The organism is Acidithiobacillus sp. HP-11, from assembly GCF_015100075.1.
GTDB classification, from domain to species: domain Bacteria; phylum Pseudomonadota; class Gammaproteobacteria; order Acidithiobacillales; family Acidithiobacillaceae; genus Acidithiobacillus; species Acidithiobacillus thiooxidans.
Map to the genome: position 1 here is coordinate 22,961 of NZ_JACKYY010000021.1, position 21,652 is coordinate 44,612.

Sequence of the window (21,652 nt, forward strand, 5' to 3'; positions counted from 1 at the left end):
ATTTCGGTTTGCTCACAATGGAGCCTGACATGAACACGATTTTGCAACAAGTCCAGCAACATGCCTCCAGTTTGCCCTTACCCTTACAGGCAGAGCTTCTGCATTACACCTTGTACCTGGAGCAAAAAGCCCAAGGGAGTGTTTCCAACGTCTCCCGGCCCATAGAACGGGAACGCCTTGCCCAAGCGTTGGAACAAGCCGTGGCATTGAATCCCTATGGCGATATTGCGGACCCGGTGTCCTGGCAACAGGAACAACGCCAGGATCGCCCGCTACCTGGAAGAAAGCATGCTGATTGACAGCAACCTGATCATCTATGCAACACAAGCGCAGCAACAAGCCTTGCGGAGCTGGTTGGTCGCGCATGCGAGCCACTACTCAGCCATCACTCGTCTGGAAACGCTGGGATACCCTAACCTGCAAGAGGCTGAACAACAGGCCATTATGGCTATTCTCGATCAGCTGGAATTGCTGATGATCGGCTCCGTAACCATGGAACTTGCCATTGCGCTGCGTCGACAACGGAAGATGACCCTTGGCGACGCCTTGATTGCGGCAACTTGTCTGGAGCATCAACTACCACTGGCGAGCGCAAATGAAAAGGATTTTACGTGGATCAATGGATTAATTATCCATAATCCGCTGCGGCAGGAAGCGCATGGGAAGCAGAACGGATGAAGGAGACAGAAAACCGTGGAAGAGTGCCCAGGCTGCGTTTTCCTGAGTTTCGGGAGGCGGGGAAGTGGGAAACAGGAGAACTCGGAAATGCTTACATCTTTGTAAAGATGTTCATGCTTGCTCAAGACCGCGACATTGCCGATTTGATCACCTATGAGGAGGGACGATGATGGGAGCCGTCTTTGCCGAAGGGGCGCAGTGGGTTCGCGCAGACTTTCATTTGCACACTCGCGCAGACCGCGAATTCAAGTACACGGGTGACGACAGCTTCTACAATAGCAACTATGTGGATGCGCTGGAGACGAAGGGCATCCGGCTGGGCCTCATCACCAATCACAACAAGTTCGACTTCGATGAGTTCAAGGCACTACGCAAGACGGCACAGAAGAAGGAGATTGTACTGCTGCCTGGCGTCGAGTTGTCGGTCAACGACGGAGCCAATGGCATCCACACGCTCGTTATTTTCTCAGACGAATGGATTGATGAGCACAACTACATCAACCCATTCCTGACCAGCACATTCGAAGGCAAGGCGCCTGCGCAATACGAGCAAGAGAATGGCCGCACTTCTTGGTCACTCTTGGAGACGATTAAGAAACTCGAAAGCTATCACCGGGACTTTTTCCTAGTCTTCGCCCATGTCGAAGCGCCGAGTGGTTTGTGGGCGGAGCTGGATGGCGGCCGACTGACCGAGTTGGGGCAGAATGAACTCTTCCGACGTAGAACCCTTGGCTTCCAAAAGGTTCGCACGCACGACGGCGCAGGTAAAGACAAACCCTGTCGATACAAAATCCAAAGCTGGCTGCAAAGCTGGTACCCCGCCGAACTGGAAGGCAGCGACCCCAAGTGCATCGATGAAATCGGTCGGGGCAAAACCAGCTGCCTGAAGCTGGGCGAGTTATCCTTCGAGGCGGTAAAGTTTGCCTTGAGTGATCCCGCTGCGCGAGTGGCCATGGAGCCGCCCAAACATCAGGCATCGCACATTCGTAGCATCCACTTCGATGGCGGCATCCTCGACGGGCAGACGCTGCATTTCTCTCCCGAACTCAACACGCTCATCGGTATCCGTGGTAGCGGCAAGTCGTCCATCCTGGAGGCGGTGCGCTACGCTCTCGACATTCCACGCGGCGAGAAGGCGCAAGACACCAAGTACAAGGATGAACTGATCCGTCACACCCTCGGCAGCGGTGGCAAGGTGACGATGACGGCCTGCGATGTGTACGGGCAGGAATTCACTATCTCCCGTATCTTCCGCGAACCGCCAAACGTTTACTTGGGTGGCAAGTTGCAGCCCGGCGTGTCGATCCGAGAGACCGTACTGCGCCGCCCGATCTACTTCGGGCAGAAAGACCTTTCCAGCACCGGCGAAGGCTTCGAGACCGACTTGGTGGAAAAACTGGTTGGCGAAAAGCTCCACGTGCTGCGTGAGGAAATCGAAACCCAACGCCAGCATGTGCGCGATGCTGCTCAGCGTTGGCTCAAGCTCAGCAATACCGCCGAACTCAAGCGAGATTTTGAGGCCCAGCGCACCGATGCCAACTTCCGGCTGAAGAAATTCGAAGAGTATGGGGTCGCCGACAAACTCCAAAAGCGTCTTGGCTTCCAGCAGGATGCCGCTGCGCTGGCGCGCATGAAGGAGCGGGCGGACAACTTCGTCGTCGCCCTGGAGCAATTTATTGCCGAGCACGAGGACGAACTGCGTAACGCCACAAGCTATGTGTCCAAGCAGAATCCAGACTTCTTCACGGCCTACTACACCGAGTTTGCCATGCTCATTGCCAAGGTCGATCAGCTCAAGCAGATCGAGCAAGAAGCCCGCGCCATTGCGGGTCGCCTCAAGACCAAACAGGGTGAGTTTGAAGGCGCAAGCAAGAACCTTCAGGAAGAGTTCGCGCAAGTCGAACGGCAACTGGCCCAAGAACTCAAGCAAACCGGCATGACCGCCATCCAGCCGGATGACTTCCTGGCTCAGCAACAGCGTAAAACCAAGGCGGTGCAAATGCTGGAAGCGCTGTCCAAGCAGGAAAGCCAGCAGAGCAGCATCCGTGACGCGTTGTTTACCGAGATCGACAAGCTCAACGAGCTTTGGTTGCGCGAATTCAACACCATCAAGGCCGAACTGGATCGCGTCAACGGCAGCCACACCTCGCTGCAGATCGAAGCCGAGTTCAAGGGCGACAAGGAAGCGGCCATCAGCTTCATGCAGCAGCTTTTCAAGGGCAGCAACATCCGCGAAACCACACTGCGCACGGTCATGGAGGATTACGCTGACTTCGGCGGTCTGTTGCGCGCCCTGCCGAGAGCCTTGGCTAAGGCTAGCAGCACCCCCGAGGTCTTCGAGAAGACCTTCATGCAGAACCTGATCGAGTTCGTCACCTGGCAGGTGCCCAACCGATTCGTCATCCGCTATCGCGGCAAGGAACTGAAGCACCACTCGCTCGGGCAGCGCGCTTCGGCGCTGCTGCTGTATGTGCTCAGCCAACGGCAGAACGATGTGATCATTATCGACCAGCCGGAAGACGATCTGGACAACCAGACGATTTACGACGACGTGATCAAGTTGCTTCGCGAGATGAAGCCTTACACCCAATTCATCTTCGCCACCCACAACGCCAATTTCCCGGTGCTTGGTGACGCGGAGCAAGTGCAGGCCTGCAAGTACCAGGACGAGAAAGTCACCGTGCAAAGCGGCAGCATCGACGCCCGCCCGGTGCAGGACGCCATCATCAATATCATGGAAGGAGGCCAGGAGGCCTTCAACCGCCGCAAAGAGGTTTACAACCTATGGAAACCACAGAGCTGATCGATATCCTCAGCCGACTCGAGGATAGCCGCCATCAATTCAAGGAGAACTTCACCAATGCTGATGCCCTGGCGGCCGAAATTACCGCCTTCAGCAACACCGCAGGGGGGAAGATTTTCATCGGTGTGCAGAACAATGGCTCGGTGCTTGGCTTGTCCGGCGCACACATCGACCGCCTGAACCAGCTCATCTCAAACAGTGCATCGCAAAACGTGCGGCCTGCTGTGAACCCGCTCACCGAGAACGTGCCGCACCCGAATGGCACTGTGATGGTGGTCACCATTGCCGAAGGCGTCAGCAAGCCCTACATGGACAAGAACGGTACCATATGGGTGAAAAACAGTTCAGACAAGCGCCGCGCCACCTCGCGTGAAGAATTCCAGCGACTGTTCCAGCAGTCGGGACTAGTACATGCCGACAAAACGCCCGTGGCGGGCTTGGGCGCGGGCGATGTGGACATGCCCTATTTCGAAGCCTTTTTCGAAGAACAGTTCGGCGAATCACTCGCCCAGCACAACCAGCCGCTGCCGCAGCTGCTGACCAATATGAACCTGATGAACCAGGGACAGCTCAATGTGGCGGGCAGCCTGCTGTTTGCCAGGGCGCCGCAGTACGCAATGCCTGCCTTCATCGTCAAGGCGGTGGCCTTTGTTGGCACCGAGATTGAAGATGAGCGTTACATTGACAGCCGCGACATCACCGGCAAGCTGGCCGATGTGTTCCAGCAGACGCGGGGCTTCATCGTCGCCAATACCCGCGCCACGCAGGGCGAACAGGGCTTCAACTCCAAAGGTCAATCCGAGATTCCGCGCATCGTCTGGGAGGAGCTAGTCGCCAATGCCCTCATCCACCGCGACTACTTCATCAGCGCCCCTGTGCGCGTGCTAGTCTTTGCCGATCGCGTCGAGATCGTCAGCCCCGGCCACCTGCCCAACAACCTGACTATCGAGAACATCAAGGCTGGCAACTCCAATATGCGCAACCCGATTCTGGCGTCCTTTGCTGCCAAACTCCTGCCTTATCGCGGACTGGGTAGCGGCCTGCTGCGTGCTTTGCGGGCCTGGCCGCAGATCGAACTCGTTGACGATCGAGCCGGGAACATGTTCAAGGCCATCGTTGCACGGACGAAGGAGTAAATCACATGAGTGGGAACGAAAAACGTCCGCTGGTTCCGAAGCTGCGATTTCCGGAGTTTCGAAATGCTTGGCAAATAAGGAAACTGGAAGAAATTGCTGATTTTTTTAAGGGAAAAGGCATTTCAAAAGCTGATATTGATCCACGAGGAAAGACACCTTGCATACGTTATGGTGAGCTTTATACAGAGTACAATGAGGCCATAAAAAATGTATTCTCAAGAACAAACGTATCCCCGTCAGAACTTTTCCTTAGCAGAGCTAACGATGTTATCGTTCCGGCATCTGGGGAAACTAAAATAGATATCGCCAGAGCGTCTTGCGTCCAACTGGACCAAGTCGCGTTGGGTGGCGACTTGAATATCCTTCGGCCAAATATTGACGGACTCTTCCTAAGTTATATCCTGAATGGTCCTGCTAAGAAAGAAATCGCAAGAACCGCCCAGGGTGACACAGTTGTCCATTTGTATTCGAGTCAACTAAAGCTTGTTGATCTGCCTGTTCCGGGGCATGAAGAACAACAAAAAATTGCCGACTGCCTCGCTTCCCTCGACGATCTGATCACATTGGAGGCCCAAAAGCTCGGCGCACTCAAAACCCACAAAAAGGGACTGATGCAGCAGCTTTTCCCTGCAGAAGGGGAAACTGTGCCCAGGCTGCGGTTTCCGGCGTTTTTGGAGGTGGGAAATATATCTATCTTGCCTCTTACTGCAGTTGCTGATTTAGTGAGCGAGAAAATCAGCATCGATCAAATCACAACATGGGTGTACGTAAGCACAGAAAATATTTTACCTGATTTTGGAAGCATACGCCCGGCAGTCAAGCTGCCTTCTGTTTCGTCGGTAACATCCTTCAAACCGAATGATATCCTTGTGTCGAATATTCGCCCATATTTAAAGAAAATCTGGCAATCGAATATCTTTGGTGGCGCATCGAACGACGTTCTTGTTATTCGTGCTAAAGAGAATATTGATGCTGGCTACCTAGCCGCAATTCTTCGTAGCGATTTGTTCATCGAATATGTGATGCGTGGAGCTAAGGGCGTCAAGATGCCACGCGGCGAACTTTCAATGATTCAAGAGTTCCCGGTGGCTTGCCCCTGTTCTGGCGAGCAACAAAAAATCGCCAACTGCCTTTCTTCCCTCGGCGATCTAATCACGGCACAAGCCCAGAAAGTCGAAGCGCTCAAAACGCACAAGAAAGGTCTGATGCAGCAGCTTTTTCCAATGTTGGCCGAGGTGGATGCATGAATTTTTCCGATATTGCTAATCAGATTAAAGAGTTAAATGAAAATATCATCCTTATTTACGCATTTAATGCCACGGGTAAAACAAGGTTATCTGTAGCTTACAAAGAAACAACCAAAGATCCAGCTAGCGGGCAGCATACTGGTGTCTATTACAACGCATTCAGTGAAGATCTTTTTGTCTGGGATAACGACGAAGACGATGGTGGAGTCAACATTAAACTTAAAATTATTCCTAGTAGTCTTAACCGTTTTCATAGTTTCTTATACGAGAACATATATTTAATTATAGAGAAACTTTCTGCATATATCCCGAAGTTTTTGTTTCGATTAAATGCTCATGATGATCCTGAGCATGGCATCGAATCGGTCACATTCTTTTTGTCTGGCGAAGAAACTATACCGATTAAAATTTCACGAGGTGAAGAGAGGATTTTCGTTTGGTGCTTTTTTCTAGCTTTATTGGAAGTGGATGAATGGTCTGGCGTTCAAGATGCACACATCTTTATTGATGACCCAGTATCCAGCCTAGATGAGCACAATATTTTTATCACAGCAGATACCATTTACGAACAAATTGATAATAACTATTTAAATAAAAAAATAATAATAACCACTCATCATATTGGTCTGTTTTCTATTCTAGCTGATCGCTTGACCAGGGGTGAAAAAAGTAGTCGATATAAACGCCTTACGAAGCTATTTATCCTCGCAAATTCTGGAAATGAATTGTATCTTGCTAATCCAAATGGTAATGTATTTTTGTATCACTTACATCTTTTGCAAGTATTAGAAGAAGCTGTGAGAGATCGACTTTATGCTCATCATATGGTTTTATTGCGTCAGGTGCTTGAGAGCGTCGCGTCGTTTCTTGGGGTCGGTAGAATCAGCTTTGCCTTAGAACAGATAGGTGTCGAAGATGTTGAAGGAACAATAAATATTATTAACTCTCTTTCACATAAAAATACCTACTATTTTCAAAGCGATTTTATGCCGCCTTCAGTTGAAAGTGTTTTTAGAGATATTTTTGACAAGCTGATGACCAAATATCAATTTATATTGCATGCAGGATAAGTCATGACTGAAATAGACCAAAAACAACTGGGTACCACGCTGTGGGGCATTGCCGATCAACTGCGCGGAGCCATGAACGCGGACGACTTCCGCGACTACATGCTGTCCTTCCTGTTCCTCCGCTACCTGTCGGACAACTACGCGCAAGCCGCACAAAAGGAACTGGGTGCTGATTATCCTGAGTTGGGGGCTGTGGATCGCCGCACCCCCCTGGCACTGTGGTATGCCCAGAATCCCGATGATATCGAGGAATTTGAAAAACAGATGCGCCGGAAGATCCACTATGTGGTTCGCCCCGAATACCTCTGGGGGAGCATCTCGGAACTGGCCCGTACCCAGAACCGGGAATTGCTGCACACCCTGCAAAAGGGTTTTGACTACATTGAAAACGAATCTTTTGCGAGCACGTTCAATGGCCTTTTTTCCGAGATCAACCTGAACTCTGAAAAGCTGGGCAAGGACTATAGCGCCCGCAATGCCAAGCTCTGTACCATCATCCAGGCCATCGCCGATGGTCTGGCTCAGTTCTCCACCAACCAGGACGTGCTGGGCGATGCTTACGAGTACCTCATTGGTCAGTTTGCTGCGGGCTCGGGCAAAAAGGCCGGAGAGTTCTACACCCCCCAACAAATCTCCAGCATCCTCTCAGGGATAGTCACCCTCGATAGCCAGGACCCGGCCACGGGTAAGAAGAAGCAACTGGAGAGCGTCCTGGACTTCGCCTGTGGCTCCGGCTCCCTGTTGCTCAACGTCCGGCACCGCATGGGTCCCCACGGCATCGGCAAGATCTATGGGCAGGAAAAGAATATCACCACCTATAACCTGGCGAGGATGAATATGCTGCTCCATGGGGTGAAAGACTCGGAGTTCGAGATTTACCATGGCGACACCCTGACCAATGATTGGGACTTCCTGCGCGAAACGAATCCGGCCAAGGCACCCAAGTTCGACGCCGTAGTCGCCAATCCCCCTTTTAGTTATCGCTGGGAGCCGAGTAGCGCCTTAGGCGAGGATATGCGCTTCAAGAACTATGGCCTGGCTCCCAAGTCTGCTGCGGACTTTGCCTTTCTCCTGCACGGTTTTCATTACCTCAAGCCCGAGGGCGTCATGGCCATCATCCTGCCCCATGGCGTGCTCTTTCGCGGGGGTGCCGAAGAACGCATCCGCACCAAGCTCCTCAAGGACGGCAACATCGACACGGTGATCGGCCTGCCCGCCAATCTGTTTTTCTCCACAGGCATCCCGGTCTGCATCCTCGTCCTCAAGAAGTGCAAAAAACCCGATGACGTGCTGTTCATCAACGCCGCCGAGCATTTTGAGAAGGGCAAGCGGCAGAACCGTTTGCGGCCTGAAGACATCGACCAGATTATCGACACCTACCAGTTTCGACGTGAGGAAGATCGTTATGCGCGTCGGGTGCCGATGGCCGAGATCGAGGAGAATGGCTACAACCTCAACATCTCCCGGTATGTCAGCACGGCCCAGGCTGAGGATGGAATCGACCTGCAGGCGGTCCACAAGGATCTGACCACATTGGAGGACAAGATCGCAGAAGCCACACAGCGCCACAATGCTTTTCTGCAAGAACTGGGGCTACCGCTGCTGGGGACACCGTGACCGACTGCGTTATACTCTGGACGCAAGCTTTCAGTGCGAGAGGAATCGTTTTGTGAGTGTATGGAAAATTTGGTGTGATGGGTCCTGCGGGCCAACCAATCCCGGCCCCTGTGCCTGGGGAGCGGTGATTGAGTCGCCGGATGGCGAGCGCATGGAACATTGCGGCTTTATTCAGAAACGGGGCACCAACAACATTGCCGAACTGACGGCGGCCATTGAGTCCTTGCGCAAGATTCCCGAAGGGGCGGAAGTGATTCTTTGCTCTGATAGCCAGTATACCCTGAAGGGATTGGGTGAATGGCTTCCGGGCTGGATCAGGAAGGGCTGGAAAACGGCTTCTGGATCGCCGGTACTGAACCAGGAACTCTGGAAACTGCTGCATCAGGAGTACCTCACCCGCAAGGTCAAGCTGGAGTGGGTACGTGGGCACAATGGCCATCCGGAAAACGAGACGGCAGACCAACTCGCGAACCGTGGATTGACCCTGGGATGAAGGGGGAGAGTCAGCATGTTTCCGGTTCCGCCGCTGGCACTCGCAGCAAACGTACAACCGGGGATTCGGTGCCATCATGAGAAAGCGTAGCGCCAGAATAGAGGCTCTTCTGGGGGAAATGATGCCGCTCGCACACGCGGTCGGTAACGCGCTGAAGCACGGTTCGGAGATGTCGCGATTGCTGACATCGCTCTACAGCATCCTGTATGAACGTGACGACGAAGCCTTCCAGTCGGTACTTGAAACGCTCCGTGCCGAGGGACTGACCGAACTTTGGCAATACTATTGGGATCGGGCTACGGACATGGCTTGCGCGAAATCCTATGACAACGGCTTCCGCAGCCTCCTGATTGCCGTTCCCTTCCTTGCTCCCTGGTCCGGGGAATGCCGAGCGGCTGACCGCAAGGCGCTATCCCAGGTTCTAAAGAAGCAGGGTGTCATACCCCCGCGTGGCAAAATCCACTGGGTTCAGCAACCGCAGTCGATTTACCATTTGAGAGATACCAGCCCAATGCAGCTGTGGACGCTGAACACGCCCACAGCCACAGCCCCCTACCCTTGGAACTACGGCCATGTGACGACGCCCACGATGTACCTGCTGGTGGGACGGTTGGAGTTTCCTGAGCAAAGCAGGCTCCACTGGCCCAATCCGGAATTGCTCATCCAGGCCCAATCCGAAGCGCTGGGCTGGCCGGTAGAAACGCTCGACGCTTGTGGTCCCCTGCAATTCTTTCTGGAACAGGTGGAACCCGAATCCATGGAAGACCCTTTGCTGGAAATGGCCTTCTCGATCGCTGCAACTGCAAAAAAACGGATTGAGGATGAGCACCTTGCCACAAAGGACTGTCGGGTCATCCTGGAGTATGGACCAGCCAGCATGATCCATGTCTATCTCCAGCCCAGGCATCACCTCAAAAACCTGCTTTGCAGCATGAACTACGAGGAAGCCACCGAGACGCGAACACAAATCGCGGATAAACTTAAACAGGTGCTGGAGGATTTTGGTTTTCCGGTAGCTTGGAGCGGGCCTGCTGATGGGGCACCGACCATAGTACATTGAGCGCATCTTCCCAAGATTGGCATATAAAGATGCTAAAGGCTGGGGCAGAACCAATGGATGGCGTTACTTCCGCAATTTGAAGGACGGGTATGCAGCGTAACCGGACATTCCCGTCTAACTTTGAAAAATCTAATATACACCAAAAAGCGGACGCTTGGTTATGGCACCGCGAGCTGCCGGTGGGCTTGTTGACCTGATTCGTCAGCAAAGCTACTGACACCAGCCTGTCAGAGGAAATTAAAATCGAGCGGTCGTATTCCTGTCTGGCCAATGAGTGCTGGCGCCTAGAGTTGACGGCCAACTAGACTGTTTCTCGTGTATCTCAAAGCAGCGGCTTACATTCCTAGAATTCGCTTTCGGTCCTTGCGGAACTGTTTGATGGCCGTGAGCCAACTGCTTCCAAGAAGCACCCAAGCAGCGTTGTCATATCGATATAGAATCTTCTCCCGAATGACATCCGACATTGGTGCCAGAAATCCATGCAGTACAAAGTTATTGGAGAAATATTCGCCGCCGAGCAGAACCCCCAGAAAGAAAATTATTCCGAGGTAAATCCAAAGCTGCGTTCTCCATGAAAACTGCAGGACCAGCAAGAATTCTTCGAATACTTCACGCATATGTTCTCCTTGCCCGAGCAGTTGTGTTGCAGTCATTCATCCCAAGGGTATCTAGGCTTAGGCGATTCACACCCATATGATCTTGCCGTCTCGAAGAAAGAAGTGAGAACGGCAACCCTCCCTCAACCAAACGGAAGGATGCAGAGATGGGCAGCCTTGCTTGTCCAACTTCAGACTCCATCTGGGCACGGCCTCCTCGATGAGTGGTAACTCGATACGTTGGCCACATCCACATGGACACCGAAAGGCAACACACCAGTCTTCGCCGTCTTCCGTTAGGAGGAATAAGTTTCTCCAGGGTAGGCGGGACGGCAGAACATCACCCTCAATGCGCTGCAACTTGCGGCGTGGAAAAAGCCACTCTTTAGCTAGCTGCCAAAGTCTTCCTAGATTCATCATATTTCCTCTGGGCCGAGTGAAGGCAACCCCAGCAATGGCTCCATGTCGCCGCGAGCGAGTAACGGAGACTCCTTGTACTGAAAGCTTGCTTCGGGCTCATATTCCTCGAGTCCTTCGGCGAGCATGAATCGCGTCCTTGCATAATTGGAGTTCTTTTCATGACGGAAAGGATAGGCGCGAGCAATGAACTCCATCATGCAGGTGCTCGATGCATGCATGTTTAGCGTGATCACAGACGGTGCTTGCTCGGGAAGCCTTTCGATGTACCCTGCTCCGACTTGGGCTGCGTGTGTATCAGGATCGGATTCCGCAAGGTCCTCCGCCTGAAGAGTCGCAGGTGTGTACACACCTCGATCCGCTAGAGAGCTTCCGCCCGGACGAACATAGTCGATCCGAGCGGTGACTTCTGCGATTGCTAACTCGGTGCCATTCTGACGAGTCGGTATGGCGACGCCCACGTCGAATAACGGCAATAGAAACGAAGTTGCCAGTCGATCAGCAAGCATTCGCCCCTTATGGGTATCGACACAGCAATAGATCACATCGGCTTGAGCAGCGGCAAGAACGGCTTTTCGGGAAAATAGGTTTGCCTCAATCGGGGTGAAATAGTCTGACTGCCTGTATCCGTTGGCACGGTCACTAAACGCATGAACTTTGGCGCGTTTGTCTTTAGCATCGGCCAAATTTGTGTTCAAGATTCTGTTTAGGTTCTTGTGCTCGACATGATCGTGATCAATCCCTAAGACTCGACCAAAGCCTAGTCTGCATGCTTGCTCGGCCATAATGGAGCCGGTCCCGGAAACTCCGATAACGCATGCGGTAAGTCTAGATAGTTCGGCGGTCATGTCCGATGTAAAGGCCATCGGGCGAAGCATGCGGTCCGGTTTGTCTCGCCACCAATAATGCAAGTCACCGTCGGCCATCGACACAAGATCAACTGGGTACACGCCACCTGATCGGTGGTAGACGCGGGCAATCATCGAACCATCCGGCAACATCACCGCCGACCCATGCATATCGCCGAGTGCTTCGAATATGCAAGGCATAATGACTTGGTCGCTATCGTCGTCAGTCGTCGAGAACTCCGGATAGCCACTGGGATGGGAATGAACCAGAATCAGGGCCAGTCCTTCTGACTCTGCTGCATCAATGGCGGCTTCAATACATTGGCCGGGCCATGTCAAACCATGCTCGGTTCGTCGGCTACATTCGTCATGGGGAACAAGCAGAACGTCGCGCACTAGCAGGCGGAGGCGCGGCCCTGGTGTACGAGAGCAAATAAGGATCGCGGCCGCTTCCTTGCCATCGCCTGGGAATAGGTGGTCGCGCAGAAAGGTATGTGCGGCCGCCGTAAGCGTCACAGTAGCCTTGGGAATCATTGACCCAACTCCCTAGCCAAACAGCTTTCAACTAGCACGAGGTGTGTACGTACGCTGTCCGAGTGCGGATCCCAAGGGTTACTGGAATTCCGATGTCGAGACCAGCCCTGATACTCGAGGTTCTCGATCGTTGCTCGCACTTGGATATTCGGAATGGTACCTCCATCCGCTCGCGCCACCCATGGATGGCAGTAGAACATATCGATTTGCGACGCCGGATAGTCAGCGGGGATGTCGAGTGCCAAGGTGATCTTGTCGGGGACATACCCGGCCATGATCGGATGGTCATGAATCAGCAGCCAACGTCTCTTTTCAACTTTAATCGTTTCCCACCGCAGGCCTAAGCGATCAAGATAGTCGCTGTCTAAACTGAGTAGCGTAAAGACGCGTCTCGGCGCTGGGCACTGCGCATCTCCATTGTCGACGTTGCGCTGCATCAGTCTGATCTTTTCGAGACCAGGTGTACGGAGGTTGACTTCGCTGTCAGGCGAAAGCTCCTCCTTTTCCTTGCCCTGAACGATCAAGAAGATGTGCCAGGACTTCGTCGGATCAAAGCCTGCTGCCACTAGGGCGGCCCTAGCCGAGACTACGGGGTGCTCGAACTCCACCATCACCCCTTGGACTTTCAATTTCCACTTATCGGGATGATCGTCCTTGACGGATTCATTAGCGGAGCCCGGCTCCGATGCGACTACCGGCACGTTGGACGGCTTGCTGCTGTCCGTGTGATTGATACTCACCTGATTAGGCATGGCATTACTCCTTGCAATAGTAGGGTCTTAGATGTGGCAAAAGCCACATCATCGAAAAGGGTCTAGCTATGAAGGGTTGACGCCTATGGGAGCCGCATAGATACTGTAGGTTCTCACACCGGACGAGCGATCTTTGCGAGTCCACTCAGAGGGTCGGCCTTCATAGGTTTGACCCCCTGTTTCATTTCTGGCTAGTCATTCGCGTCTCCTTTCTTCCATTCAAGGGCTTCGTTTCATTGACGGTTAAAAGTTTACAAACTACAATTTCGAATGTCAAATTGTAAACCAACCAAGGAGGCCGCATATGATCGGAAACAGACTCAAGCGAGCGCGCGAAGCGCTCGGCCTGTCTCTGCGCGACCTAGAGGCGCGCATTCAGAGACAAGTATCTGCTCAGGCAATCGGAAAGTACGAGCGCAACGAAATGATGCCGACCTCTTCCGTCCTATTAGCCTTGGCCGAAGCACTCAACGTTTCGCCGGAATATTTGTTAAGCCAACGGGAGGTTGAGCTTTCTGGAATCGACTTTCGGAAGTCGCCTCATGCCAGTAGCAAAGAGGAGCGAGCAGTAGAAGCGGCCGTTCTTGATCAAATCGAACGCTATCTCGAACTAGAGGAGCTTCTACCGGGATCCGAGCAACCTTGGATTGTTCCAGAGCACTCGGACTTTATTATTAGTGTGGTCGATGACGCCGAAGGGGCTGCCGACGCCCTACGACAATTGTGGAAACTGGGAATTGATCCCATCCCACTCATGGCAGAACTGCTCGAGGAGAAAGGTGTAAAGGTCATTGCATTGGATCTTCCTGAGGGCGTATCTGGTTCCAAGGCCATGATCCAAAGGCCAAACCTTCCCGAATTGCCCGTCATAGTCGTCAATCAGAAGCACAACGGCGAGCGACAGCGATTTACGCTGGCCCATGAATTGGCGCATCTGGTATTGAAGTCAGACAATCTGAGTGAAGAGTTACTCGAAAAGGCTGCGGACAGGTTCGCAGGGGCATTTCTAATGGCAAGGGAAATGATTATCCGTCTTCTCGGCGGCCAAAGAACGTTGATCTCGTTAGGGGAACTGGCTGAGTTGAAGAAGATCTTCATGGTTAGCGTCGCATCCCTGGTGGTTCGTTGTAGCCAAGTGGGTGTTATTTCCAAAGCGGCATATTCACGCCTATGGGCTCAAATCAAAGGGATGGGATGGAATGGCCCACAATCCAACGAGCCATTTCGGTTTGAACCTGAGGTGCCAAAACGAATGGAGAGACTGTGTTTGCGCGCAGTTTCCGAGGGAGCGATATCCGAGCCAAAGGCAGCGCAACTGCTTCGCGTTAGCGTACGTGAATTTGACAAGAAGTTAATGGCGCAAATCGCCTGACGCGTGATGATAGTCCTGGTTTCCGACACATCAGTTCTCATTGATCTCGAACGAGGCGGATTGCTGGAGGGGATCTTCTCTGTTGGACTTTCATTTATTGTCCCGGATCTTCTATATGATCGAGAACTCAAGAACGATATCGGCCCGTACCTTCGATCTTTAGGACTTGGAATAGTTACTCTGACGGCGAAAGAGGTGGTCGTAGCACAGGAAGTTAGCACCGCACAGCCAGGTCTTTCATTGCCCGATTGCTTTGCGCTAAGTTGCGCTACTAGGCCGGATCACGTACTTGTGACGGGCGATGGCCTGATGCGCAAGGAGGCTAAGGTCCGGCTTGGTGCTGTGTATGGGCTGTTTTGGATATTGGACCAAATGTATGAGTCCGGAAAGTTCGAACGGGAATATCTCATCGACGGGCTTACAAAAATCGCATCTCACCCTCGCGCTCGCTTGCCGTCCGATGAGGTTCGCAAACGCATCGAGGTGTGGTGACATGGCGTGTGGATCTGGGTCCTGTCCAGGAGACTAACTATTCCTCCTTTGCACCCCAGTTGAACTGTTTCACGCTGCAGCACTCGCTTCTCAAACGGCGAAGTCTGAGCCATCGTCGGCATTCTGCGCAATGCTGACCATTCGATCTTCCTAGATCAAATGGCAGCAATGGCCGAACTCCGGGCGCTGACGGTGCCCACCGTGAACGGCTGCTTTGGGCATTTGCTTTCCGCTGCTGAACGACAGCTTTCAGTCTGCTGCCGTCCACATGCAGTCCTTCATGGGACCAGAAAAAGGCGACACTGGCCGACTGGTGTACCTCCGAAAGCCGTCAACCGCAAGGTAGAAATGTTCGGAAAACACGGTCACTTGTTCCGTGTAGCTTTTGCGGCTGGCAACAGATCGACTTCCTGCCATTGACCCGGAATGTAGGTGTGACTCTATGCCCCCGGTGTCAGGGTAGTTGTCGCCTCTCTGAAATGGAGTCAGGCGTAGGGTGGGGGCGGAAAGTGGATTATCGAGATGAAACATTACTCAGCAGAACGTAAGGCCGCTGTATTGCAGAAGATGTTGCCGCCCACCAGTTTGTCCGTGGCGGAACTGGCCAAACAGGAAGGGATTTCTGATGTTACGCTGTACCATTGGCGTAAGCAGGCGATGGCGAGTGGGGCGATGAGTGCAGTGACCAAGAAGACCACAGAGGGCTGGTCTGCCGAGTCCAAACTGGCAGCGGTGGTGGAAACGGCCCTGCTGTCAGAGGTGGAGTTGAGCGAATATTGCCGGGAGAAAGGGCTGTATCCAGACCAGGTAAAAGCGTGGAAACAGGCATGTATCGTTGGACAGCAGACCGCCACCCAACAGAAACAGACAGCGGGTGCGCAAGCCCGCGCGGACCAGAAACGGATTCGTGAGCTGGAGCGGGAACTGCGCCGTAAAGACAAGGCGTTAGCTGAGGCGGCTGCGCTGTTGATCTTGCGAAAAAAATTGAACGCCCTCTGGGGGGACGACGCCGGGGAAGATTAACCCCGGTCCCGGAGCGGCAACAATTGGTCGCATGGATACAGGAAGCTGCTGACGGTGGTGCCCGCCGGTCGCGGGCCTGCGCAGAAGCAGGCTTATCATTACGCACCGTCCAGCGATGGACAGAGGAGTCGGGAGTGATAAAGACAGATGCCCGCACAACGGTCGAACGACCGGCACCCAGCAACAAGCTGAGTGAAGCCGAGGTGCGGGCGGTGTTGGACGCCTGCCATCGTCCGGATACCGCACACCTGCCACCGACCCAGATTGTGCCACGGCTGGTGGATGAGGGGGTCTATCTGGCATCGGAGTCCACTTTCTACCGGATCCTCAAGGCCGAAGGCATGGGAGCACAGCGTGGTCGTGCGCACCCGCCCCGTAAAGTGAAACTACCCACCACCCATACGGCCACCACAGCCAACACCATCTGGTCGTGGGATATCACGTATTTGCCGTCGCCGGTGCGTGGGCAGTACTACTATCTCTACCTCGTTGAGGACCTCTACAGCCGCAAGGCGGTGGCCTGGGAGGTTCATATGGAGGAGAGCGGCGACCATGCCGCTGCACTCATCCAGAGAGGGTTTACGGCGGAGCAATGCTGGCGGCAACCCTTGGTCCTGCACTCCGACAATGGCGCCCCGATGAAATCCTCCACCCTGCTGGCCAAGCTCTATGATCTGGGGATCACCCCATCCCGAGGCCGGCCCAGGGTCAGCAACGACAATCCATATTCGGAGTCGCTATTCCGGACGCTGAAATACTGTCCGCAATGGCCAGAAAACGGCTTTGAAAGCCTGGATGCAGCGCGACGCTGGGTACGTGACTTCATCGCCTGGTACAACCATGAGCATCGTCACAGCCGCATTCGCTTCGTTACCCCGGCACAGCGTCACCGGGGCGAAGATCACGCGCTGCTGGCGAAACGTCATGCCCTCTATGAGGCGGCCAAGGCGAGAAATCCTGCGCGCTGGTCAGGCGGCACACGCAATTGGACACCCGTCGGGGCGGTAGATCTGAACCCGCAGCGACAGGATAAAAAGGCCGCTTAAAAAATGGGAGACGATCGCGGTAGGGACGCCCGTTACCGGACGCCCCCCGCACAGATCCCAGCGTGCGCAACTAACGCACTGGGCTCCTACCTCGGGTGTTTGACGGCAAATCGCTCGCTCGGCCACGGATGAAGGATACGGGGTGTCGGCAGCCAGTCACCGGCGATCTCGCTCAGGCGTGCCCACGTCATTTTGTCCTTTTGACTGCGGCGCCGAAGCGTCCGGAGCCAGAGACGCATGACATGATATCGGAACCGCCTGAGCGCCCGGATGTTCGTGGGCACAGCGTGATACACGGCGTAGCCCGTGACCACCGACTTCAGCCACTTTCCCTGTTGAGGGATCGTGGCATGCATGCGCTTGCGCAGAGTCCTCTTTATCTCCTGTAGCCTTGCCCTCATCCGATCGACTCTGGTCTTGCGATGGAGCAGGAACGCTCCCCGTCGTGACCTGCCGCAGATGAATATGAAGCCCAGGAACGTGAAGGTCTCCGGCTTGCCCAATCCACACCGCTGTCTACGTCCGGCCGCATGGCGGCCGAACTCCAGCAAGCGCGTTTTCTCCCCGTGCAGTTCGAGTCCAAATTGCTCGAACCGCGTCCGCATCGCGTCCCAGAAACGCCTCGCATCGGCTTCGTGCTCGAAGCCAACAACGATGTCATCGGCATATCGCACGACTATCACGTTGCCGCCGGCCTCGCGCCCTCGCCATTGCTTGGCCCAGAGGTCGAAGACGTAGTGCAGGTAGACGTTGGCAAGCAGCGGTGAGATCACCGCACCCTGAGGCGTCCCCTCGGCACTGACGCTCCATTCCCCGTTGTCCAGGGCGCCCGCCTTGAGCCACTTGCGCACAAGGCGGACGACGCGCTCGTCGCCGATCCGGTGGCCGAGGAAACGGAGCAGCCGTTCCTGGCTGACCGAATCGAAGAAGCTCCGAATATCCGCGTCGAGAATCCAGTTCACCGGGGTGTCACTGATCGCCACCGACAGTGCATCAAGCGCATCGTGCTGGTTCCGTCCGGGCCGGAACCCATACGAGAACCCGAGGAAGTCTTCCTCGTAGATGGCGTTGAGCACCGCGACGAGCGCGCGCTGGACGATCTTGTCTTCCAGCGCGGCGATACCCAGCGGCCGCTGCTTGTCAGTGCCAGGCTTGGGTATGAACCGTCGCCTGACGGGCAGCGCCCGATATCCGCCGCTATGAACCCGTGCGTGCAGGTCGAAGAGGTTGCCCTCCAGACCCACCTCGTAGTCCTCCCATGTCACACCATCGACCCCGGGGGCGGCACGGCGCTTAAGCGCCAGGAACGATTCCCTCAGCAGGTCAACACTGACGTGGTGCAGCAGCGTGGTGAACTTCTCCTTCTTCCGCTGCCTGGCAGCGTTCCGTACACGGTCCAGCCCCTGTGACACGCTATCTCGGCTCTGAGTCCGTCGCGTGTGCGGTTGTTCCGTGTTCCCCTTGGTCCCGGTCCTTGGCTCCGCCCACTCCGCCGCCGGTTGCCCGGCCTTGTTCGCAGGTTTCACAGCTACTACGACCGAGTCTGACTTCTCGGGTCCGTTCATCATTGGCTTCGGCTCCTCGCCTTCCCAATGCGGGCCAGCCCGTACAGCAGCTGGTCAAACCCGAGATCTCCCGGTTCCCGTGCAAAGAGCGTACGCACATGCCAGTGTCTTCGACCACGCCGGGTCGTTCGGGCGCTCGCGATCGCGCGCCCGAACGTGTTGCTTTCCGCCTTGTCGACAGCGTCAGCACCCAGAGGAAAGATATTTTCGAGGCTCAATGGCTGGCCTATGCGCTCCCCTACCGACGCTTCGCCGACGTCCTCGCGGGCGCCAGCGCACGGCTCGGGGCCGATGTGGTTCGCTATACCTTCATCGCAGTGGACTTGCACCACTTACTCCTTGCCGGTCTCCCGGCGCACCGACAACTACCTTGACAGACGCCGCTATGCGTCTTTTCGACGCCAGACCCATTGGGTATCAGCATTTTTCCAGAATGAGCCATGGCGGATATTTAAAAATGGCCGAATGCTGGTTCTGCTAGGGACAGGGAAATGAATGATACTGAACCGCTTGATGAATCAGAGTCCAAGAAACCGCATCTGACCATAGCGGTCGCATTGGGTGCGAAGCTGAATCTTGCCGATTTTCAAAATGCTGTCCCGATGCTCAGGGAGCTAAGCATTAACAATGATTCTGTTGAGGACGAGAGAGAACTCGACCTCAGTATTGTATCGGTTCCCGCATTCCTAAAAACCAAGCAATGGCATATCGATGCCGTAAATGCCGGCCAACGTTGTCACATCACCGATTTGGATGTGCAACTCGATGGCGCTCTGCTGTCCCGCCTCACTGAAGCCGAGACGGCGACGGTTTCGTTCGTCTTGCGCCGCCGAAGCGAAGCCGGCGAGGATCTGGCCCGGCTTGAACTGAACCGCCCCGGGTTTCGTGGAGGCCATTTGGTTTAAGTGCAGGCCGTTAATTCGGTCTGTTCGGCGAGTTGCCGATAGTAGTTTGCCTCAGCTTCTGCCGGAGGGATATAGCCGATGGGTTCGAGCAGCCTGACATGGTTGAACCACGCCACCCATTCGAGGGTCGCCAGTTCCACCGCTTCCCGTGTCCTCCACGGGCCGCGCCTGTGAATCAGTTCCGCCTTGTACAGCCCATTGATCGTCTCGGCCAGGGCGTTGTCATAGCTGTCGCCCTTGCTGCCCACGGAGGGTTCAACACCCGCTTCGGCGAGACGCTCGCTGTAGCGGATGCTGACGTACTGCGAGCCCCGGTCTGAGTGATGCACGAGGCTGCCATCGCATTCGGGCTGACGGGCGTAGAGCGCCTGCTCCAGTGCGTCCAGCACGAAGTCCGTCGTCATGCTTCGACTCACTCGCCAGCCAACGATGCGCCGGGCGAACACGTCGATCACGAAGGCCACATACAGCCAGCCCTGCCAGGTCGAAACATAGGTGAAATCCGAGACCCAGAGCTGGTTCGGCCGATCCTCCTTGAACTGGCGGTTCACCCGATCCAGCGGGCACGGTTGTTTGGAGTCGGGTACCGTCGTGCGCACGCTTTTACCCCGCACCGCGCCGCGCAATCCTAGGCGGTTCATCAGGCGCTCGACGGTGCAGCGCGCGACCTCGGTGCCTTCGCGCTGCATCTGCCGCCAGACCTTGTCCGCGCCGTAGACCTGAAGATTGGCCTGCCAGACGCGTTCGATCTTGGGTATCAATACATCGTCGCGTTGCGCACGCGCACAACGCAGCGCGGGATTGCGCTGGCGTGCGGCATGAAGCCGGTAGCCTGACGGGGCGATCTGCAAGACACGGCAGATAGGCTCGACCCCGAAAGCATCACGATGCGTATCGACGAAGGTGTTCATGACTTCAGACGGCGGTCGAGCTCCGCCTGGGCAAAAAACGCACTTGCCAGCTTCAGGATTTCGTTGGCACGGCGCAATTCCTTGACCTCACGCTCCAGCGCCTTGATACGTTCACACTCTTCGCTGGTGACGCCGTCGCGCAATCCGGTATCGACTTCATGCCGTTTAACCCATTCATGCAAGGTATGGGGCGAACAGCCGATCTTAGGAGCAATAGACTCCACCGCCGCCCAGGGCGAAGAATACTCGCCGCGGTGTTCCTGCACCATGCGCACCGCGCGTTCGCGAACTTCAGGGGAATATTTGGGTGTTTTTGCTTTGTTCATCATGGCTCCATTCTCTTGGAAAAAGGAGCCTCCTCAAAATCCGGGGCGGTTCAGGCTCTCAAAAACGGCCGGTTGTGAGAAGTTTTTCGGACGCTGAAAGTTGAACCGCTTTAAGCACACTATCGAGGCCAGAAACGGCCTAGGAAGTGTCCAGAACAGGGCTGTTCAGAAAACCTTTATTTTGTCTGCATGTATGCTGATAATATTAATAATAAAACCCCAACAACGCCTATGACACTGCTTGACTTATTTAACAGCTTTATGAGGGCCATAATAGCACCACCAATAACTACATTAACAATAACTTCAGGGTTAAAGATAAAATTTAAAACGCCAATCATGCCAAATGTAAAGACAGAAAAAAACAAAACAATGAGAATCGTTTTGGCTACTAAAAAATAAGTTGTAGTGTCTGGTATGTATTTTAAAAGTGTAATAAATAGATAAGGAATAAGAATCATAAAAATAAAAATAATTAACTGGATTATGCCGGAAACAAGCATTTCTCCTGACTTCTTGAAATCAACCTCAATTCTTCCTGAAACATTGTTGAGATATTTTGAAACTAAAGTTTCACCGTTTTTCCGCGAGGAAAATCGGCATGGTTAACAAAAATGTCGGTCATTAAATATTATTATTTATCTATGAATTATACTTATTTTGGCGCTATTTTGTTACCCTATTTTTCTTGTTTTATTTATTGTGAATCAGCCAGATAACGATGAATAGAACCGCCTTCCGTGATATAATGAGTGATCGTT

21 protein-coding genes and 1 other annotated feature are annotated in these 21,652 nt (G+C 54.1%); of the genes, 14 read left to right on the forward strand and 7 right to left on the reverse strand.

The features are described 5' to 3' along the window. The first annotated feature begins 29 nt into the window (after positions 1-29). The 10 genes from H7F08_RS07930 to H7F08_RS07975 all read left to right on the forward strand — a co-directional run bounded on the left by H7F08_RS07930 (position 30) and on the right by H7F08_RS07975 (position 10,104). Positions 30-299 (forward strand): hypothetical protein, encoded by a 270-nt coding sequence (locus H7F08_RS07930; RefSeq protein ID WP_031572886.1) that lies wholly within the window; start codon positions 30-32, stop codon positions 297-299. Next, positions 289-678: a type II toxin-antitoxin system VapC family toxin gene (locus H7F08_RS07935; protein WP_193640263.1), complete on the forward strand. Its 390-nt coding sequence runs from the start codon at positions 289-291 to the stop codon at positions 676-678. Before H7F08_RS07930 ends, H7F08_RS07935 begins: the two co-directional genes overlap by 11 nt. Continuing rightward, complete coding sequence (locus H7F08_RS07940) at positions 675-848, forward strand: hypothetical protein (protein ID WP_193640264.1); 174 nt, start codon at positions 675-677, stop codon at positions 846-848. Before H7F08_RS07935 ends, H7F08_RS07940 begins: the two co-directional genes overlap by 4 nt. Then, positions 845-3,481, forward strand: coding sequence for a TrlF family AAA-like ATPase (locus tag H7F08_RS07945; protein ID WP_193640265.1), 2,637 nt, complete (start codon positions 845-847; stop codon positions 3,479-3,481). Before H7F08_RS07940 ends, H7F08_RS07945 begins: the two co-directional genes overlap by 4 nt. Further along, complete coding sequence (locus tag H7F08_RS07950) at positions 3,463-4,617, forward strand: RNA-binding domain-containing protein (protein ID WP_193640266.1); 1,155 nt, start codon at positions 3,463-3,465, stop codon at positions 4,615-4,617. Before H7F08_RS07945 ends, H7F08_RS07950 begins: the two co-directional genes overlap by 19 nt. Before the next feature lie 5 nt (positions 4,618-4,622). Further along, positions 4,623-5,864: a restriction endonuclease subunit S gene (locus H7F08_RS07955; protein WP_193640267.1), complete on the forward strand. Its 1,242-nt coding sequence runs from the start codon at positions 4,623-4,625 to the stop codon at positions 5,862-5,864. Further along, positions 5,861-6,934 (forward strand): AAA family ATPase, encoded by a 1,074-nt coding sequence (locus H7F08_RS07960; protein ID WP_193640268.1) that lies wholly within the window; start codon positions 5,861-5,863, stop codon positions 6,932-6,934. The genes H7F08_RS07955 and H7F08_RS07960 overlap by 4 nt, the downstream gene beginning before the upstream one ends. A gap of 3 nt (positions 6,935-6,937) precedes the next feature. Beyond that, positions 6,938-8,551: a type I restriction-modification system subunit M gene (locus H7F08_RS07965; protein ID WP_193640269.1), complete on the forward strand. Its 1,614-nt coding sequence runs from the start codon at positions 6,938-6,940 to the stop codon at positions 8,549-8,551. A 52-nt stretch (positions 8,552-8,603) separates the two neighbouring features. Further along, positions 8,604-9,044 carry a ribonuclease H family protein gene (locus H7F08_RS07970; RefSeq protein ID WP_193640270.1) on the forward strand — a complete coding sequence of 147 codons (441 nt, stop codon included), beginning with the start codon at positions 8,604-8,606 and terminating at the stop codon, positions 9,042-9,044. Between the two features lie 76 nt (positions 9,045-9,120). After that, positions 9,121-10,104, forward strand: a complete 984-nt coding sequence (locus H7F08_RS07975) for a hypothetical protein (RefSeq protein WP_193640271.1) — start codon at positions 9,121-9,123, stop codon at positions 10,102-10,104. A 335-nt stretch (positions 10,105-10,439) separates the two neighbouring features. Here H7F08_RS07975 and H7F08_RS07980 read toward each other — a convergent pair whose 3' ends face one another. From H7F08_RS07980 to H7F08_RS07990, 4 genes are all read right to left on the reverse strand, one after another. Further along, positions 10,440-10,721 carry a hypothetical protein gene (locus H7F08_RS07980; RefSeq protein WP_193640272.1) on the reverse strand — a complete coding sequence of 94 codons (282 nt, stop codon included), beginning with the start codon at positions 10,719-10,721 and terminating at the stop codon, positions 10,440-10,442. A gap of 66 nt (positions 10,722-10,787) precedes the next feature. Continuing rightward, the gene (locus tag H7F08_RS15895; protein WP_413541258.1) at positions 10,788-11,120 is read right to left on the reverse strand and encodes a DUF6527 family protein; all 333 of its coding nucleotides are present in this window, start codon (positions 11,118-11,120) and stop codon (positions 10,788-10,790) included. Next, the gene (locus tag H7F08_RS07985; protein WP_193640273.1) at positions 11,117-12,499 is read right to left on the reverse strand and encodes a ThiF family adenylyltransferase; all 1,383 of its coding nucleotides are present in this window, start codon (positions 12,497-12,499) and stop codon (positions 11,117-11,119) included. Before H7F08_RS07985 ends, H7F08_RS15895 begins: the two co-directional genes overlap by 4 nt. Then, positions 12,496-13,251: an E2/UBC family protein gene (locus tag H7F08_RS07990; protein ID WP_193640274.1), complete on the reverse strand. Its 756-nt coding sequence runs from the start codon at positions 13,249-13,251 to the stop codon at positions 12,496-12,498. Before H7F08_RS07990 ends, H7F08_RS07985 begins: the two co-directional genes overlap by 4 nt. Positions 13,252-13,555: 304 nt before the next feature. Between H7F08_RS07990 and H7F08_RS07995 the strand changes: the two genes are divergently transcribed. The 3 genes from H7F08_RS07995 (at position 13,556) to H7F08_RS08005 (ending at position 17,184) form a co-directional block, all read left to right on the forward strand. Then, positions 13,556-14,623, forward strand: coding sequence for an XRE family transcriptional regulator (locus H7F08_RS07995; protein ID WP_193640275.1), 1,068 nt, complete (start codon positions 13,556-13,558; stop codon positions 14,621-14,623). A gap of 3 nt (positions 14,624-14,626) precedes the next feature. Next, complete coding sequence (locus H7F08_RS08000) at positions 14,627-15,115, forward strand: hypothetical protein (protein WP_193640276.1); 489 nt, start codon at positions 14,627-14,629, stop codon at positions 15,113-15,115. Positions 15,116-15,637: 522 nt separating this feature from the next. Then, positions 15,638-17,184 (forward strand): IS3-like element ISCARN105 family transposase gene (locus tag H7F08_RS08005; protein ID WP_193640277.1). Its coding sequence is split into 2 segments (ribosomal slippage): positions 15,638-16,100 and positions 16,100-17,184, totalling 1,548 coding nucleotides; the frame shifts between segments, so codons are not numbered across the junction. Between the two features lie 86 nt (positions 17,185-17,270). On the opposite strand, the gene ltrA is transcribed toward H7F08_RS08005, so the two are convergent. Next, the gene (gene ltrA, locus H7F08_RS08010; protein ID WP_193640278.1) at positions 17,271-18,752 is read right to left on the reverse strand and encodes a group II intron reverse transcriptase/maturase; all 1,482 of its coding nucleotides are present in this window, start codon (positions 18,750-18,752) and stop codon (positions 17,271-17,273) included. Between the two features lie 488 nt (positions 18,753-19,240). Here ltrA and H7F08_RS08015 point away from each other — a divergent pair, with 488 nt between their 5' ends. After that, positions 19,241-19,654, forward strand: a complete 414-nt coding sequence (locus tag H7F08_RS08015) for a hypothetical protein (RefSeq protein ID WP_193640279.1) — start codon at positions 19,241-19,243, stop codon at positions 19,652-19,654. Here the strand turns inward: H7F08_RS08015 and H7F08_RS08020 are convergent. Together H7F08_RS08020 and H7F08_RS08025 are read right to left on the reverse strand one after the other, a co-directional pair. Continuing rightward, positions 19,651-20,891, reverse strand: a protein-coding gene (locus tag H7F08_RS08020) for an IS3-like element ISAfe7 family transposase (protein WP_413541259.1) whose coding sequence is annotated in 2 segments (ribosomal slippage) — positions 19,651-20,597 and positions 20,597-20,891 — 1,242 coding nt in all. Because the reading frame shifts where the segments join, the coding sequence is not laid out codon by codon here. The genes H7F08_RS08015 and H7F08_RS08020 overlap by 4 nt on opposite strands. Further along, positions 20,491-20,607 (reverse strand) — a sequence feature (AL1L pseudoknot). It overlaps the preceding gene by 117 nt. A gap of 176 nt (positions 20,892-21,067) precedes the next feature. Further along, positions 21,068-21,394 carry a hypothetical protein gene (locus tag H7F08_RS08025; RefSeq protein ID WP_193640280.1) on the reverse strand — a complete coding sequence of 109 codons (327 nt, stop codon included), beginning with the start codon at positions 21,392-21,394 and terminating at the stop codon, positions 21,068-21,070. Positions 21,395-21,652 lie beyond the last annotated feature (258 nt).

Coding starts and splice junctions, on each gene's coding strand:
- H7F08_RS07930 (WP_031572886.1), top strand. CDS start 30: ATGAACACGATTTTGCAACAAGTCCAGCAACATGCCTCCAGTTTGCCC.
- H7F08_RS07935 (WP_193640263.1), top strand. CDS start 289: ATGCTGATTGACAGCAACCTGATCATCTATGCAACACAAGCGCAGCAA.
- H7F08_RS07940 (WP_193640264.1), top strand. CDS start 675: ATGAAGGAGACAGAAAACCGTGGAAGAGTGCCCAGGCTGCGTTTTCCT.
- H7F08_RS07945 (WP_193640265.1), top strand. CDS start 845: ATGATGGGAGCCGTCTTTGCCGAAGGGGCGCAGTGGGTTCGCGCAGAC.
- H7F08_RS07950 (WP_193640266.1), top strand. CDS start 3,463: ATGGAAACCACAGAGCTGATCGATATCCTCAGCCGACTCGAGGATAGC.
- H7F08_RS07955 (WP_193640267.1), top strand. CDS start 4,623: ATGAGTGGGAACGAAAAACGTCCGCTGGTTCCGAAGCTGCGATTTCCG.
- H7F08_RS07960 (WP_193640268.1), top strand. CDS start 5,861: ATGAATTTTTCCGATATTGCTAATCAGATTAAAGAGTTAAATGAAAAT.
- H7F08_RS07965 (WP_193640269.1), top strand. CDS start 6,938: ATGACTGAAATAGACCAAAAACAACTGGGTACCACGCTGTGGGGCATT.
- H7F08_RS07975 (WP_193640271.1), top strand. CDS start 9,121: ATGAGAAAGCGTAGCGCCAGAATAGAGGCTCTTCTGGGGGAAATGATG.
- H7F08_RS07980 (WP_193640272.1), bottom strand. CDS start 10,721: ATGCGTGAAGTATTCGAAGAATTCTTGCTGGTCCTGCAGTTTTCATGG.
- H7F08_RS15895 (WP_413541258.1), bottom strand. CDS start 11,120: ATGATGAATCTAGGAAGACTTTGGCAGCTAGCTAAAGAGTGGCTTTTT.
- H7F08_RS07985 (WP_193640273.1), bottom strand. CDS start 12,499: ATGATTCCCAAGGCTACTGTGACGCTTACGGCGGCCGCACATACCTTT.
- H7F08_RS07990 (WP_193640274.1), bottom strand. CDS start 13,251: ATGCCTAATCAGGTGAGTATCAATCACACGGACAGCAGCAAGCCGTCC.
- H7F08_RS07995 (WP_193640275.1), top strand. CDS start 13,556: ATGATCGGAAACAGACTCAAGCGAGCGCGCGAAGCGCTCGGCCTGTCT.
- ltrA (WP_193640278.1), bottom strand. CDS start 18,752: ATGATGAACGGACCCGAGAAGTCAGACTCGGTCGTAGTAGCTGTGAAA.
- H7F08_RS08015 (WP_193640279.1), top strand. CDS start 19,241: ATGAATGATACTGAACCGCTTGATGAATCAGAGTCCAAGAAACCGCAT.
- H7F08_RS08025 (WP_193640280.1), bottom strand. CDS start 21,394: ATGCTTGTTTCCGGCATAATCCAGTTAATTATTTTTATTTTTATGATT.